Annotated in this window: 13 protein-coding genes and 1 riboswitch; of the genes, 2 read left to right on the forward strand and 11 right to left on the reverse strand. The window is 39.2% G+C overall.

The features are described from left to right. Positions 1-34 precede the first annotated feature (34 nt). From HGR01_RS07170 to HGR01_RS07190, 5 genes are all read right to left on the reverse strand, one after another. Entirely contained in the window at positions 35-586 is a 552-nt protein-coding gene (locus HGR01_RS07170) for a class I SAM-dependent methyltransferase (protein ID WP_045869136.1), read from the reverse strand. A 10-nt stretch (positions 587-596) separates the two neighbouring features. Next, positions 597-1706, reverse strand: coding sequence for a 2-aminoethylphosphonate aminotransferase (locus HGR01_RS07175; protein WP_045869135.1), 1110 nt, complete (start codon positions 1704-1706; stop codon positions 597-599). Further along, positions 1703-2845, reverse strand: a complete 1143-nt coding sequence (gene aepY, locus HGR01_RS07180; protein ID WP_045869134.1) for a phosphonopyruvate decarboxylase — start codon at positions 2843-2845, stop codon at positions 1703-1705. The genes HGR01_RS07175 and aepY overlap by 4 nt, the downstream gene beginning before the upstream one ends. Next, positions 2845-4461, reverse strand: a complete 1617-nt coding sequence (gene aepX / locus HGR01_RS07185) for a phosphoenolpyruvate mutase (protein WP_045869133.1) — start codon at positions 4459-4461, stop codon at positions 2845-2847. Before aepX ends, aepY begins: the two co-directional genes overlap by 1 nt. A 133-nt stretch (positions 4462-4594) precedes the next feature. After that, positions 4595-5017 carry a tetratricopeptide repeat protein gene (locus HGR01_RS07190; RefSeq protein WP_045869132.1) on the reverse strand — a complete coding sequence of 141 codons (423 nt, stop codon included), beginning with the start codon at positions 5015-5017 and terminating at the stop codon, positions 4595-4597. Between the two features lie 839 nt (positions 5018-5856). Here HGR01_RS07190 and HGR01_RS07195 point away from each other — a divergent pair. Continuing rightward, positions 5857-6078, forward strand: coding sequence for a DUF4327 family protein (locus HGR01_RS07195; protein WP_045869131.1), 222 nt, complete (start codon positions 5857-5859; stop codon positions 6076-6078). A gap of 51 nt (positions 6079-6129) precedes the next feature. On the opposite strand, the gene HGR01_RS07200 is transcribed toward HGR01_RS07195, so the two are convergent. The 4 genes from HGR01_RS07200 to HGR01_RS07215 form a co-directional block, all read right to left on the reverse strand. Then, entirely contained in the window at positions 6130-7383 is a 1254-nt protein-coding gene (locus tag HGR01_RS07200) for an FHA domain-containing serine/threonine-protein kinase (RefSeq protein WP_045869130.1), read from the reverse strand. Between the two features lie 122 nt (positions 7384-7505). Continuing rightward, on the reverse strand, positions 7506-9500 hold the full coding sequence (locus HGR01_RS07205) for a serine/threonine phosphatase (RefSeq protein ID WP_045869129.1): 1995 nt from the start codon (positions 9498-9500) through the stop codon (positions 7506-7508). A gap of 262 nt (positions 9501-9762) precedes the next feature. Continuing rightward, positions 9763-11493 carry a PAS domain-containing sensor histidine kinase gene (locus tag HGR01_RS07210; protein WP_045869128.1) on the reverse strand — a complete coding sequence of 577 codons (1731 nt, stop codon included), beginning with the start codon at positions 11491-11493 and terminating at the stop codon, positions 9763-9765. 376 nt (positions 11494-11869) lie between these two features. Then, positions 11870-12448, reverse strand: coding sequence for an rRNA large subunit pseudouridine synthase E (locus HGR01_RS07215; RefSeq protein WP_045869635.1), 579 nt, complete (start codon positions 12446-12448; stop codon positions 11870-11872). Between the two features lie 303 nt (positions 12449-12751). Beyond that, positions 12752-12848: riboswitch (TPP riboswitch) on the forward strand. A 6-nt stretch (positions 12849-12854) separates the two neighbouring features. Between HGR01_RS07215 and thiC the strand changes: the two genes are divergently transcribed. After that, complete coding sequence (thiC, locus tag HGR01_RS07220) at positions 12855-14228, forward strand: phosphomethylpyrimidine synthase (RefSeq protein WP_045869127.1); 1374 nt, start codon at positions 12855-12857, stop codon at positions 14226-14228. Positions 14229-14620: 392 nt separating this feature from the next. Here the strand turns inward: thiC and HGR01_RS07225 are convergent, their stop codons facing one another. Further along, on the reverse strand, positions 14621-14935 hold the full coding sequence (locus HGR01_RS07225; RefSeq protein WP_045869126.1) for a type II toxin-antitoxin system Phd/YefM family antitoxin: 315 nt from the start codon (positions 14933-14935) through the stop codon (positions 14621-14623). 49 nt (positions 14936-14984) lie between these two features. Further along, the gene (locus HGR01_RS07230; RefSeq protein ID WP_045869125.1) at positions 14985-15272 is read right to left on the reverse strand and encodes a Txe/YoeB family addiction module toxin; all 288 of its coding nucleotides are present in this window, start codon (positions 15270-15272) and stop codon (positions 14985-14987) included. Positions 15273-15367: the final 95 nt, after the last annotated feature.

A 15367-nucleotide genomic window follows, 5' to 3' on the forward strand; every position in this document is an offset into this window, starting at 1 on the left:
AATAAAATTTTAAAATTCTGAGAAATATCTATGATTAATTAGTCTTAATTAAGACATTAAATCTATCTAGATTATAAAAACCTTGACTAATTTCTGCCATAGGAAAATTTTGCGGTTTAAATAAAAGATGTTCCGAGCGATGAGATTGAATTGGTAAATCTCCTATGAATATAGATGTTTTGGACACTCGGCTCATTTCTTCAATTACATTTTGAGCATATTGGAGGTTAGGAAAATAGTGAAATACGCTATAAGAAAAGGCTTTATCAAATGACTTATCCTTAAAAATTAAATTATCAGCCGAACCGTGAAGAACTGAGTTACAAAGTAATTTAATATGTTTCTTTACTAGAGATTGAGAATAATCAACTCCTACATAGTTACAATCTAAATATTGAGCCAACATGCCTGCACCACAACCAACTTCTAAAATTTTATCTGTAGGTTGAATGTCTAGTATTTTAGTTATTTGATTAGCAACAAAATTTGGATCAATTGTTGTCTCTTCATATCCATTTAACTCTTTTAAATCTTCTGTTTCTAAACTTCCCTTTCTCTCCCAAACTTCATGCCAGTCTAAAGACATAAATATACCTTTATAATTTAATTGCTTTGGCTAAAAATAATTTTTCAAAACATTGAATTAGTTCTTGAATTTCACTGTGATAAATATTGCCCATATTAGCAATCCTAAATATAGTTTTTTCTAGACCACCCTGTCCAGCATATATTATAAATTTATGTTTTTTTAACTGCTTATGTATATCGTAGTACGAATAATCAGGCGGTAATCGATAGGATTTTAAAACGCAAGAATAGTCAGCATAATTTAATAATGTTCTTATTCCTAGAGATTGCAAACTATTTTGAATAATTTGTGAGCGGTTTTTATATAATTCATTTCTACTTTGCCATCCGCCTTCCTCTTCTAATTCTTTTAAGGCTTCCTGTAAAGCATAGCTAACTTGAACAGATTGAGTAAAAGGAGAATAACCTTCTAGCTGTTGTTGGTGATAGCCATAAATATCAAGATATAGACTGGATGCTGCTGTATAACGAGACTCAAATACAGATTTTTTAGTCAGTACAAATGATAATCCGGGTACACCATGTAAGCATTTATTAACAGTTGCAGCACAAGCTTCTAAATTCCACTCAGAAAATTGGATGTTTTCTGCACCAAAGCTGGACACGCAATCTAGTAACAAAGCAACATTTCGACTTCGACAAATTTCGCCTAATTTGGCTATATCATTTAATCTTCCTGTTGTGGTTTCATGGTGAACAGCAACAACATGAGTAAAGCTAGAATCTTGGGTTAGATGCTGCTCTACTGCATCGCAATTCATTGGCTCTTCCCAAGGCGATGTGACTACTACCAAATTTTTCTGATGGATTTTCACCATTTTGGCCATGCGTTCACCATAAACACCATTGGTAACAATCAAAGCTTTTCCTGATTGTGGTATCAGGCTTGATAGCATGGCTTCTACTGCACAAGTACCTGAACCTGTGAGTACAATAGCTTCATAATTTCCTACAGCTTCTGGATATACACTAACTAAGCGACTTTTAATGTCTAACATCAATTGAGCAAATTCTGGCTCTCGATGGCACAAATCTTCTCTAAGCAAAGCTTGGCGAACTCTCTCGCTTAGTGTTACAGGGCCAGGATTAAGTAGAATATTACGATGGTTGATAGTCATTTATTTTGTAAAAATTCTCGTAAACGTTGAGCCACTTCTGGCGGTGTAATTTTGGGGCGAGGTAGTTGTTCTGGGATACCAGGTTTGATTTTAATGTGCAGGAAAGTTAGTTCTTTGGAAGGTGATTTTAAGTAATTTTCTAGCTCTTCTGGAGTATATATACAAGCAACTTTTTGATAACCGCAAGCTGATGCGATCGCACTAAAATTAATAGAATGCGAAACAGTAGATTGACCGCCAGTAGATTCATGGCATTGATTGTCAAGTAAAATGTGGAGCAAATTTGCTGGACGTTCATAACCAATAGTAGCTAATGCACCTAAACGCATTAGTGCTGCTCCATCTCCATCCAAAACAATTACACGCTGTTGGGGTTTACTAATTGCTATACCCAATCCTAAACTTGAAACGCATCCCATCGACCCAACCATATAAAATTGGGATGCATTATCTGCAATAGAATAGAGTTCACGACCACAATAACCTGTGGTCGCTAATAAAATATCATTAGAACTCATATAATTTTGAATATTTTTGAGCATTTCATGGCGGCTAAAACTTGCTTCTCCTTCTAATTCTGCAGTATTTGCCGTTAACGAATAAGACTTAACCTTGAGGACAGAATTAAGGGAACAAGTTTCGATTGAACCTTTTTTCATTACTAAAGCGTAAGGTTTTTGTTCAATCCTCATTATTTGCACTGCACGCTTTAAAGTAGGCTGAATTTCATCAACCTCTGTGGGGAAATATTCCCAAGGTATTTGCATCAGTTCCAGCAATTGGGGAGTAATTTCTCCCATCATCTGATGTTGCGGTTCATCTTTGTCACCATCAGGTTGACCACGCCAAGTTACTATCATCAGAATTGGGATTTTAAAAATTTGATTAAGAGAGGTTAACGGGTTCACCGCATTGCCTAAACCTGAATTTTGAAACATGACAATACTAGGAACTCCTGCTAATTCTGCTCCTGATGCAATTGCGACTGCATCACCTTCATTCGCTGCACCGACATAGCGTAAAGCAGAGTCATCAATTACATAGTTAATAAAAGAAGTGAGATAGGAACAAGGAACACCTGTATATAACGCAAATCCTAAACTTTGTGTAGCTTGAATAAAAGTTTTAGCAGGTATCATTAGAAACCCCCAGCTGTAATCATATCTTGAATTTCATCTACATCTAACCAATTTCCTTTAATGTAAATTACATGAATAACATAGCCAAGATGCACTAATTCATTGATTAATTGTGGTATTCTTCCTTGCTCTTGTATTTCATCTTCAATTAATAAAGTTTTGATAGTATCCCGCAGAATATTTTGAACTGCACTGGAAACCTTGAAAAGACCTGTCCATATTCCACAAATTTGTTCTGGAGAAATTTGACTATTAATTTGTTGTAAATATACATCTGTATAGAATGCTTGTTGAGAATTCGGTAACGTACATTTTACATAGTCCGGTCTGACAGAATTTAAATGCGCTTTACTATCAGCATCAACAACTATTACAAAATCTTGTTCGCTATCTAATAAAAGCTGTAATACATATTTTTTGAAGAGTACGTCTCCATAACCAATAATTAAATCTTGATTTTTTGCAGATATTCCTTCTAACCCTAAATAGAGAGACATCAGTTCTCCACTAGAGTCATAATTATCATTATCAACATAATTTAGATTCTGCAAATTAATAGCTTCTTTTTTATAGCCTCGCACTACTGTAATATCTTTGATGCTAATTGTGCGGTAATTATTCACAACTTGAGACAGTAAAGGTTCGCCTTTTAATTCCAGCATACACTTGGGCTTATCTGCAGTAAGTTGCCCAAACTCTATACCTCTTGATGCAGCTAATAACAAAGCTGCAATACCTTTCTGATTTTGAGGCAAATAACGTTTCTCTGCTTCTTGTAATTCTAAGGCTCCTTGCAATCTAAAAACTTCGGCTACTGAAATAATCTCTTCTTCAATAGTTAATAAACTTTCTTCTGTAAAAATCCTTTTTGCGGCTTGCTGCATAGCTGTGATAGCTGCTCGACAAATCTGATTAGCCCAGATGACAACTGAAAATTGATAATCCCGAAAGACTTGAGTAGGAGTTGTATAATATTTAGTTGGAACAATAACAACAGGACAGCGATCCCCCCACTCTTGCTTAAAAGCTAAAATCTCATCGGCAGTTCTCAAAGAACTATGAATTAAAATGCTATCAGCCCCAGCTTGATGATAAGCATCAGCCCGTTTGAGGGCTTCTGGTAAACCCCAACCTGCAATCAAAGCTTCAATTCTGGCAATCACGACAAAATCCTCATCAGACTGAGCATCTTTAGCCGCTTTAATTTTTCCGCAGAATTCTTCTATATTGGCTAATGGTTGTGTTGCGCCATTAATAAAACTATTCGTTTTTGGAAAAACTTTGTCTTCTATACAAACACCAGCAATTCCTCTTTGCTCTAATTTTTTGACTAGACGACGAACATTATTAAAATTACCGTAACCCGTATCTCCATCTAAGAGAATTGGTATCGAAGTAGTATCGCACATGAATTCAAGTACTTCTAGGACTTGTGTCCAACTGGCTTCGTTATTATCTCTAACTCCCATTGCTGAAGATATAGAAAGCCCACTCGCCCAAATGCCTTTAAATCCTGATTCTTGTCCAATTTTAGCGCTTAAACCATTATGAGCTTCTATTAAAAACTCAAGAGTTTTTGAATTAATAATTTGTCGTAACTGCTTGGTTTTTTTCATTATATCTATCTAAAAATTAGAGTAATTATTAATTGCTGAACAGTATTTTTTCTGTGAATTTAGTCTATTTTGAGGCTCTCATGAGCGCACAAAATCTAAATTACATACTTAGATGATGCTTGAGTCAATAGTATTAGTTAGGTTTAGACTGTTTATTAGTTTGGGAATTACCTTTGACTTGTTCTTTCTTCAATTTCTCTAATAAAACTTTGTAATTTTGATTATCAGGACTCAACTGGACTAACTTCTCTAAGGGTTGAATTGCACCTTGAGTATCTTTTAAACCTAAGCGCACATTTACCAATCCCTGCAAAGCCACTTGATTGTCTGGTTCTCGTTGCAAAACCAGTGCAAAACCCTTTTCTCGCTGTTTTAGTGCAGAATCTGGAGATGCAACTACTGTCTTAGACGGCTGAATAGCCTTTTGAATCACAGGAAACGCCGAAAACCCAATAGAACCTAAGAACGATCCTAGAGATATAAATGTAAGCAACTTTTGTCGTCGCTTAATTTGTTTTTTGCGATTAATGAGGTAGTCTTCCCCTGAACTAGCCATACTTAATGAATGCTGTGGTAAATACTTAGGTGATACCAGCCCTCCCGATATGAGGATACCCACGGCTCACAGCAAACTATCATCTGAGGAAAAAATGTTTTACACAAAATTCAAAGGTAGATTTTGAATATTTGATGTTATTTATGCTAATCCAGTAGAACATTAATGATTTTAGGTTGCGATCGCCTTCCCTCAATCAAGCAACACAGCAGCTTTACTAGCGATCGCATTCTCTGCCAAAATCACACATCAATAGTATTGGCATGAGTTATGGATTTATGAGAGCTATTCACTCTATCTATCTTTAGCAAGATTTTGATATATGCAAACCGTAAGCTAGGATACTGTTGCGCGATCGCAATTGAGCAGCATCATGAAAGTTTTATAAAGATTTGCAATCTGATTGTTGAAGTTTAGATGTTTGCGATATTCTATATAAGATGCAAATACAAAACGGTAAAATTGTTTTGCTCTTGCACAATAAAAATTCTCAACTACCCGTATTGTATGGGTTTTTCAAAATTTGCAAATATTCCGTTGACTAAAACCAATACAGTTTTACAAGTCGTGTTTGCTTATGTGATCCATGCATTGATGAGGACGGCTGTTTTGTGCTTTCAATGTCTACGATGACTGTGCGATAGGCATCTTTGTTTTGTGGTGGTAATTACCGTACAAAACCGATAGACCGCTAATTTAGTAGAGTAAGTTATGGTATAGTTAAATAGTTAAGACTAGCTTTGCCAGATTAGAACGCTCTACGCATCGGTAGCATTTACAAAACGGAAAGCAGTTTTGATTAAGCATTTACTAAACAAAATCTGAATTAAATCGAGGTTATGACTCAGCAAGTAATTCACCCAATGGTGAAATTGCAGCGTAACGTGCAATCACTCGTAGAATCAAATATTATCAAGCCAACTGATAGCATTTGGAAGATCGCTTTGCTCTATGGCAACGATTGGCCACACTGGAAACAAGAACTGTTAGATTTTGGATTTACTATGCAAGATCCAATCAGCGAATTGTTAGCAGTGGAAGCTTGGGACGAGGAAGAATAAAGGATGAAGGATGAATTTTCAACCTTCAGACCTGATGCTTATTTACTTAATTTATCGGCAAGTAGCTAATGCTGTAGCCAGTTCTTTCGCAGTTTGATAGCGATCGCGCGGCAATGGCTCTGTGACGCGATCAATCACCTCTCTTAATTGGGGCGTGATTGTAGGTACACTAGCTACTTCAAACCGGAAATGTCGTCCTCGTTGGTGGTAAAACTTGAACGGGTTTTCACCTGTCAGTAAAAAAATTAAGGTTGGGCCGATAGCATACAAATCGGATTGAGTCAGGGGTTGTCCGCGTTCTTGTTCGGGAGCGCAGTAACCCTCTGCACCAATGCGAGTACCTGGTGCTGTGCCAATTTCTTTGACAGCGCCAAAATCTAGCACAACTATGCGATTATTAGAACTTCGCACCATTAAATTCGCTGGTTTAATATCCCGGTGAATTAGTGGTGGTTGTTGGCTGTGGAGATAGTCTAAAATATCGCAGGTTTGGATCATCCAAGCGATCGCTTGATTGGGTGTCACAGGCCCAGTTGTATAAATTCGTTTTTCTAAATCCTGTCCGTGAACTAATTCCATTGCCAAATATTTTTTGCCACCTTCCACAAAGAAGTCGTAATATTTGGGAATTCCTTCATGGTGCAAGGATTTTAAAGTATGTGCTTCTCGCTCAAATAATTCTTGAGCTTTAGCAATTTTCACCATATCGGCATTCATCTGCTTTAACACCAACAATTGTGGGTGTTTAGCAGTCACACCTGTTGCATCCCAAGCTAAATAGGTAGTACCCATCCCGCCTTGTCCAAGTGTTCGTAAGACTTGATACTGGCGGATTGTCTTTTGTACTGATAAAGGCTGACCGCAATGGATGCAAAACAAATTATTGGGAGAGTTACCTTCATGGGTGCAGGGAACAGATCCAGGCGAGAGGGTTTTTTCCATTGAGCCTGGTAGTTCTGTTTGCCGCAACCAAGAGTCTGGTGCTGTTACCTCTTGCAGTTGGAATTTGAGTATTGGGCCTCCCTGTGCTAGTTGTAACAGAGAATTATCTGGTAGCTGATTCTGGGTCACAAGCACACCATTTAAGAAAGTGCCATTTGTGCCTTGACTAATTACTTGCCACAAACCACCACTTTTAACAGAACTAACTTGTTTGAGTTCTAGATGATAGCGAGAAACTAAGCTATCAGTTAAAACAACATCGTTATCCGCCGCACGTCCAATGCGAATCACAGAGGAATTCTCGAAATACCATTGCTTAAGCGGCGTTTTTTGTTGCGGTTCTAGCAGTGTCAGAGTAACCACAATACGAAGATAAAGGATGAAGGTTAAAGTTTAACAACGGATATGTAACTGAGCATTAGCTACAGTTCATTTTAGGAAATTACAGTCATTAGAATTAAAAATTTATACTTCATAATTCATATTTATTTTTGGCTGTCTAAATTGGGACGCACTTTAGCCCGAATCAGTATAGCTGTAATATTGTCATGGCCGTTGTATTGGTTTGCTAAATCAATTAAGTCTATTACGCCGGACTCTAGGTTAGTACCAGAGCCGAGTAGAGGTTTGAGGTGCGTCTGCCAATGTATTTCTAATAAATCATTATCCGATAAACCGTCCGAAGCTAGGATGAATAAGGTATCTTCATTAATCTCGAAAAAATCGACATCGGGATTAATTGAGTGTTCGTCACGGGGCCCTAAAGCTTGGGTAAGTTGGTAAGCGTCGGCGCGGGCATAAGCAACGCTAGGCTCTACGCCTCTGCTAATCTCCCGTTGACCTACTTCATGATCTACGGTGATTTGTTCCAGCCCCCGCTTATGAGTGACGCAATAGAGGCGGCTATCTCCCACATGAGCTACGGCGGCGTGACTATCCTGTATTAAGAGCATGACTAGAGTAGTACCCATGCGCCCAACTCCAGAACGGGCATCTTTTTGATTTAGGTCATAAATTGCCTGATTTGCTAGGTATACTGCATCCCGGATGCTCTCTTCGCTTGGTAGCTGATTATTAACCCAGTGTTCTTGAAAATATTCTCGCAGGGTCGTAACCGCCAACTCACTAGCTATTTCGCCGCCAGCGTGACCACCCATACCATCACAGAGAATATACAAACCACGGGCTTGTAGAACTCTAGTTTTAGGTAACTCTAGTTTATTAATCTTGGTTTCAATGCCAAAGAAATCTTCATTATGATGACGTTGTCTGCCAACATCAGTAGCACCCGCGTCTTGCAGGCTACTTAGCTGCATTGGTAGCACCACTGTGGGCATATCATCATTTCTGGAACTGAAATCCTCTGAGTCATCAAATTGCAGCATAGTTGGCGCAGTGGGATATTTTTCCTCTTTCGGCGGCAAAGTTTCAATAGTTGGTGCTACTAATTCAGTAGACATTTCTTCTAGACGCGATCGCAATTGTGCGATCGTCTCAATTTTACCGATTTCCAAATCTCCTAACATCTGAACTACAGAGCCAAATTGAGTGCGTTGAGACTGCCTAAATAATGCCTGCCAAACTCGCCCCAATGCTTTAATTGTTAAAGGCTGCTCTGGTTGATCGGATGTCTGGTCTGCTAAATCTGCTGTCAGATCACTAGAGACTTGAATATTAGATGATTCTTGATATAAACGTCCTAGGGTCAGGGTTTGGTCTTCATCCAAGAGCAAATTCGCCAAATCCAAAAGGCTATGACGACAATTCACTGGTTCTAGTACTGTCCACAATTGGGTCATCTGATAACACCAGTGAATTATTTGTAGTGAACTGGTGGTGTTTTCTTGCCACAAGTCAAGTAAACGCGGCAAATGTGAGCGGTCTTGGATGACTATCACCTGCATTTCACCTTGCTGCCATGCATCATGAATTGGCGGTATCCCTGGGTTTACTTGGGCTTGTAATGCTATATAAGGTTTAGCAAGGTGGGGAATACCACTGGCTTCTACAGATGGTGTAACTAAACCCTTTTGCCAATTTCCTAATATGGCCTCAAGGGGTGAAATTTGATATGGTTGACAGTCTAATACCTTAATACATATTTCCGTGTTGACGGGAAGTGCTTCTAAATTTGGTAATGCTTCTAATAATTGATAACGCTGTTCTAAGTCTAAATAAGAGCCTACTGTAAGCTGAAGGCTATTTGGCACAGGAGATACAGCAGATATTGCTGCTTCTTCTCCTGCCTCATTTTCTGTACTGTTTTGAGTAGCAATTTCCGCTTCTGCAGTAGCAGCTTTGGCAATTATTGCCCACCAAACAGTTCCGCATTCTGTACCACAATTGGGACAATTTAGTGCGTTGATAGGTACAGAGGTACTGCATTCCGGACAGACCTTGTGGGTCAAGGATGTACCACAGTTTTGGCAGAATTTGTTAGAGTTCAAGTTTTCAAATTTACACTGAGGGCAAATCAGCATAGTGGAAGTTCCTCATTCCCATTCCAAGGTGCTTCTTGCCACTTAGATCCAAAGTGCCACAACTGGCTACCCCTGCCTACAGTAGACCGCTCAGAAATTGTGGTCACTATTAAATTTTGGTGGCAGTATTAATTGTGACGCATATTAGCCTAATATTTCAGATTTCAGCCAGCTAATTTATCTAACAATGGTGCAGGGGAGTAGGGTCAGCAGGGGAAAAACACCAAATCCCAAATACCAAACGCCCATTGTTTAATTTCCCTCACACCTCATTACTCAATGGTAATTGAATCGCAAAACAGGTACGGTTTGACCCACTTTCAACTTCGATTGTTCCTCCTAAAAGTTTGGTAAGTTTTTGTACTAGTGCTAAACCCAATCCTGTGCCACCTTGCTTCCACGGGTCATTACTGGGAATGCGATAAAATTTATCGAAAATCCGTGGTAATTCATAACTGGGAATTTCTACACCCGAATTAATTACCTGGAATTGCATATTTTGCGATTTCATTTGAGCAGAAATTGTAATTTCGGCATCGGGAGGGCTGAATTTACAGGCGTTTGTGAGTAGTTCGATTAGAATACGCTCTAGACTGAATGGATCGCAAGTTAATAAAGGCAGACTGTTAGCGATGCTGAGGCGTAGCTTTTGCTGACAAGAGTTGCGGTTACGTGCTTTAAATAGTTCTACTACCCGCCACAGCCATTGCTGTACTTGAACAGTTTCCAGTACCAAGGGCTTTGTATTATTATCTAGCCTTTGTAAATCTAAGAAATTACTAATGAGATTAATTTCGCGATCGCACTCGTTGTCTAAAATGTCATAATAGCGAGCTGCCTTAGAGCGTTCTGTCTGTGGCTTTTCCATCTCCAAGAAAAAGTTTTGCTCTTGATTGAGTGCTATACCCAACATTTGAATTGCCATTTTCATATTCGTTAATGGCGTGCGTAGTTCGTGCGATACAGTACTGAGAAATTCATCTTTGAGGCGATTGAGGCTTTCCATTTCCTCTAACTGCGCTTGCACTGATTCTTGACTATGTTTGAGAGCAACTTCTGCTGATTTGCGCTCTGTAATATCTATACAACAGCCAATGTAGCCGACAAATTTACCATTGGGGGTAAACCGAGGAATACCTGTATCTAACACCCAACGATATTCATTATCATGGCGCTTCAGCCGATATTCCATCTCAAATTTAGCTCTAGCATGAAAAGCGGAATCATAGATGTCTTGGCAGAAATCTTGCTCTTGTGGATGGACTCCTTCTAGCCAGCCTAAACCTTGCTGTTGCTCCATGCTACGTCCAGTAAACTTTAACCAGGATTGATTAAAAAAGGTAAACAGTCCATCACATCCTGTCATCCACAACATGACTGGTGCAGTATTCGCCATAGAATGAAAGCGTTGTTCACTTTCTCGTAAAGCATCTTCCGCTTGTTTATGAGTAGTGATATCTTCCAACACCATCAGAATTTGCGGATGCTTTTGTTGATGTTTATCTGTTGAGCTTAAGTCTAGATGAGAAAATCCATCATCAGCAGGTAATAACCTTGCTACAACCTTTACCCATACAATCTCGCTAACCGGACAATTTAAACGCAACTCCCATTTAGAAACCTCGCTAAAAGATGCAGTTTTTACTAATTCCCCTAATGCATCAGATAACTTTTGCTTGTCGGAATGTTCAAACAAGTTCAAAACAGACTGATCAATCAATTCTTCCACACTGTAACCAAGGCTGTTAGCACCAAATTTATTCACAGATAGAATAATTCCTGTAATATCTAAACTGAAATATACAGAAGGAATATTTTCATACAGCCTACGATACAAAGTTAATTCCTCTTGGGTAGGAAGCAGGGTTTCTGCTGTGCAAAGTTCTAAATCTTCGGCTCGTTCAGACACAAGTTCTAAGCGCGCAGATTTTGCAGACAAGATATCTTGTTGATGGCGATTTTTATGCCAGATCGATTGCTGATTACGGCTCATAAGACTGTATAACTTGCACCCAAGGTTTTGAGGTGGATATGGGCAGGAATAAAAAAAGATTATTATACTGCTTCTGAATTGATTTTTGTCAAAGGGTACAAGTAAAAACTTATGTAACAAAAATCATCCCCATTTAGTGAGTTTTTGAGTTCTAATTAAGCACAAATGGCTCAATATGTTTAGCAAAATACATTTATTTGGATATGCCTGTGATGGAAAAAGTAATTTTTTATATACAGGATGACAGTATCCAAATCCGGAGGATATGGCTGAGTAATCTCTGAGTAGAGAGTAAGCAGAAATGCTCAAAAATAGCTAACTAATAGTTATGCTTAATAAATGATTTTTTTTAGCAATACAATAAGGGCTTAACCCCTCAAACTAGTAAAATTTTCAGTTCAGATTCAGTGAGAGAACGCCACTCACCTGGTTGTAAACCCTCTAATTTCAAGTGGGCGATACTCACCCTGATGAGCCGTAAAGTCGGAAACCCTACTGCTGCTGTCATCCGCCGTACCTGACGGTTTTTACCCTCAGTGAGAGTCATTTCTAGCCAGGCTGTGGGTACATTTTTGCGAAATCTGATTGGCGGATTGCGATCGCACACCGGAGGTTCTTCAGATAATAGACGCACTTGTGCTGGACGAGTGTGGTAATCTTGAATCTTCACACCTGTTTGCAACTTATTTATAGCATCAACATCCGGAATGCGTTCTACTTGTGCCCAATAAGTACGTTTATGCCCAAATTTTGGATTAGCCAAGCGATGTTGTAACTGTCCATTGTTCGTCAACAACAGTAACCCTTCGCTATCCCAATCCAAACGCCCCACTGGATACACATCAGCAACCTCTATATATTCTTTGAGGGTACGGTGTTTGGGAGTTTCTTGGGTAAATTGGCTAAGAACGCCATAAGGTTTATGAAAAAGAATATATCTATATATAGAAGTCATTTGGTGTTTGTTATTTGTCATTGAGTACTTGGTAATTGGTAATTGGTAATTGGTTTTGGGTGTTTGGTGTTTGTTATTTCCCCTTGTCACCCCTCATCTCCCTCATCTCCCTCATCTCTCTCATCCCTAAGAGTCATCATGAACTGTGTACACCAGCACGCATGACAATCTGTCTTTCCCATGCCCAGTGCCCAATGCCCCATGCCCTATTCTTATCCATAAATAACCATCAATACTTAGTCCATACACTTCAGGAATTGTAAACAGCCTTGCTCACAGCCATAAGCAAGGTGGTACAATCTACTTCCATGCTAGGGGTGCCCGAATAACCAGGCTGAGATCACACCCTTAACACCTGAGTCTGGGTAATACCAGCGGAGGGAAGCTGTTTATCGAGGAATTTAATATGCGGACAGAATGGGTTGCCAAGCGGCGTGGGCAGAGCAATGTAACTCAAATGCACTACGCGCGTCAGGGTGTTATTACCGAAGAAATGCACTACGTCGCCCAGAGGGAAAATCTTCCTGCAGATCTCATTCGCGAGGAAGTGGCGCGGGGGCGGATGATTATCCCTGCTAACATTAATCACACCAACTTAGAGCCAATGGCTATTGGCATTGCCTCTAAATGCAAGGTAAATGCCAATATCGGTGCTTCACCCAACTCTTCTAATCTTCAAGAAGAAGTCGATAAGCTCAAACTAGCGGTGAAGTATGGTGCTGATACCGTGATGGACTTGTCTACAGGCGGCGGTAACTTAGATGAAATTCGTACCGCTATCATCAAAGCTTCGTCTGTTCCTATTGGCACAGTGCCAGTTTATCAAGCTTTAGAAAGCGTTCACGGCACTATTGAAAAACTCACCCCTGATGACTTTCTCCATGTCATTGAAAAACACGCCCAGCAAGGGGTAGACTATCAAACCATTCACGCGGGAATTTTACTTGAGCATTTACCTTTAGTCAGAAGCCGGATTACTGGGATTGTCTCTCGTGGCGGCGGTATTTTGGCGCGATGGATGCTGCATCATCACAAACAAAATCCCCTTTATACGCACTTCCGAGACATCATTGAAATTTTCAAGAAGTACGATGTCTCCTTCAGTTTAGGCGATTCCCTACGCCCTGGCTGTACTCATGATGCCTCAGATGCGGCACAATTAGCAGAATTGAAAACCCTCGGACAGCTAACTCGCAGAGCTTGGGAAGATAACGTACAGGTGATGGTAGAAGGGCCTGGACATGTACCAATGGATCAAATTGAGTTCAACGTCCGTAAACAAATGGAAGAGTGTTCTGAAGCACCTTTCTATGTGCTGGGGCCATTGGTAACAGATATTGCTCCTGGTTATGACCACATTACCTCAGCTATTGGGGCCGCAATGGCTGGTTGGTATGGTACAGCAATGTTGTGCTATGTCACACCCAAAGAACACTTAGGTTTACCCAATGCCGAAGATGTGCGTAATGGCTTAATTGCTTATAAAATCGCAGCACATGCAGCAGATATCGCTAGACATCGCCAAGGTGCTAGAGATAGAGATGATGAATTGTCTAAAGCCCGTTATAACTTTGACTGGAATCGTCAGTTTGAATTATCACTCGATCCAGAGAGAGCTAAAGAATACCACGACGAAACTCTACCAGCAGATATTTATAAAACTGCTGAGTTTTGTTCGATGTGTGGGCCTAAATTCTGTCCTATGCAAACCAAAGTTGATGCTGATGCACTGACAGAACTTGAGAAGTTCTTGGCGAAAGAAAAGGTTACTCAATCGTAAATTACTCAAGTAGGGTGGGCATTGCCAACCCTACTAACTTCCAGGATCTACAATGTAACCTCAAAAATTGCTTTGACATCACAGGGTAAAACAATCCTATTAACTATTTTTGAGCTTAAGAGATAGACTTTTATAAATTTTTATTATTTGATCGGGTAGAAATTGCTATAAAGACATTATCTAAGATTGCCCACCCTGCAAAAAACTTAAAGTGAAAGATTATGATTAATTCAAATTTGAACAAGAGTAGAGATATTTTTTGCAAGTAGCGTAACGCGCCATCCAGTTTATAATTGCGTTAAGAATAAAGTGCATCACCCACCCTACTAAGTATTGGCAAGCATTTGTGAACTTGTATATACACTAATATATCTAGCTTATAAAATTTTTAGCTAACTAGCTAAGTTGATATCACTACTTTTATCATCTTCCTCTAGCCCTAACCTTTCGTATAATTCACTAACAGATTGAGGCTCAACAATTTTTTCTTTTGCACGTTGTAAAGCAGTGAATAAACGAGTAGAGTTTGCTGGAAACCGAAGTAAGTAAAGTGTTTCTAGTAAGCTTTCTAGTTCAGTTTCAGAAATTAACACAACATTTTTACCATCAGGTCGGCTAATTCTGATTACCTCATTAGTCTCAATAAGTTGATTACAAATGCTATCTAAATTTTTAGCGGCTTCTTCTGATGTTATTTTAATTGACATAATAATTGACCGATTTTGACTAATTTTTTACCTTTTTAAAAGTACATACTTATTCGTAATGATATCGAGCTTTGAGGAAATCTATTCTGTCTTCGCTAACTAGATAAACAAGCCGATGCTCTTGATTGATACGACGCGACCAGCATCCAGAATACTCATATTTTAACGGTTCAGGCTTACCAATGCCTTCAAAAGGATCTCGTAAAATTTCCTTGACTATTTTAAGTATACGAAGCGCCATTTTCCGGTCTTTGCTAACCCAGTATTCTAAGTCTTCTATAAATTCTGGCTGAAATACAGCTTCACGCTGACGTTGAATGTCACCCTCATCACCCATGCAATCCAACCTTTAAGAGCCGTCTTAAATTTAATCGCTAATCTGTAAATAAGTAAGTAAGTAAAGTTAATTTGTATCAATACTTACCAAAACTC

It is taken from the genome of Tolypothrix sp. PCC 7712 (assembly GCF_025860405.1).
GTDB lineage: Bacteria > Cyanobacteriota > Cyanobacteriia > Cyanobacteriales > Nostocaceae > Aulosira > Aulosira diplosiphon.

Coding starts and splice junctions, on each gene's coding strand:
- HGR01_RS07170 (WP_045869136.1), bottom strand. CDS start 586: ATGTCTTTAGACTGGCATGAAGTTTGGGAGAGAAAGGGAAGTTTAGAA.
- HGR01_RS07175 (WP_045869135.1), bottom strand. CDS start 1,706: ATGACTATCAACCATCGTAATATTCTACTTAATCCTGGCCCTGTAACA.
- aepY (WP_045869134.1), bottom strand. CDS start 2,845: ATGATACCTGCTAAAACTTTTATTCAAGCTACACAAAGTTTAGGATTT.
- aepX (WP_045869133.1), bottom strand. CDS start 4,461: ATGAAAAAAACCAAGCAGTTACGACAAATTATTAATTCAAAAACTCTT.
- HGR01_RS07190 (WP_045869132.1), bottom strand. CDS start 5,017: ATGGCTAGTTCAGGGGAAGACTACCTCATTAATCGCAAAAAACAAATT.
- HGR01_RS07195 (WP_045869131.1), top strand. CDS start 5,857: ATGACTCAGCAAGTAATTCACCCAATGGTGAAATTGCAGCGTAACGTG.
- HGR01_RS07205 (WP_045869129.1), bottom strand. CDS start 9,500: ATGCTGATTTGCCCTCAGTGTAAATTTGAAAACTTGAACTCTAACAAA.
- HGR01_RS07210 (WP_045869128.1), bottom strand. CDS start 11,493: ATGAGCCGTAATCAGCAATCGATCTGGCATAAAAATCGCCATCAACAA.
- HGR01_RS07215 (WP_045869635.1), bottom strand. CDS start 12,448: ATGACTTCTATATATAGATATATTCTTTTTCATAAACCTTATGGCGTT.
- thiC (WP_045869127.1), top strand. CDS start 12,855: ATGCGGACAGAATGGGTTGCCAAGCGGCGTGGGCAGAGCAATGTAACT.
- HGR01_RS07225 (WP_045869126.1), bottom strand. CDS start 14,935: ATGTCAATTAAAATAACATCAGAAGAAGCCGCTAAAAATTTAGATAGC.
- HGR01_RS07230 (WP_045869125.1), bottom strand. CDS start 15,272: ATGGGTGATGAGGGTGACATTCAACGTCAGCGTGAAGCTGTATTTCAG.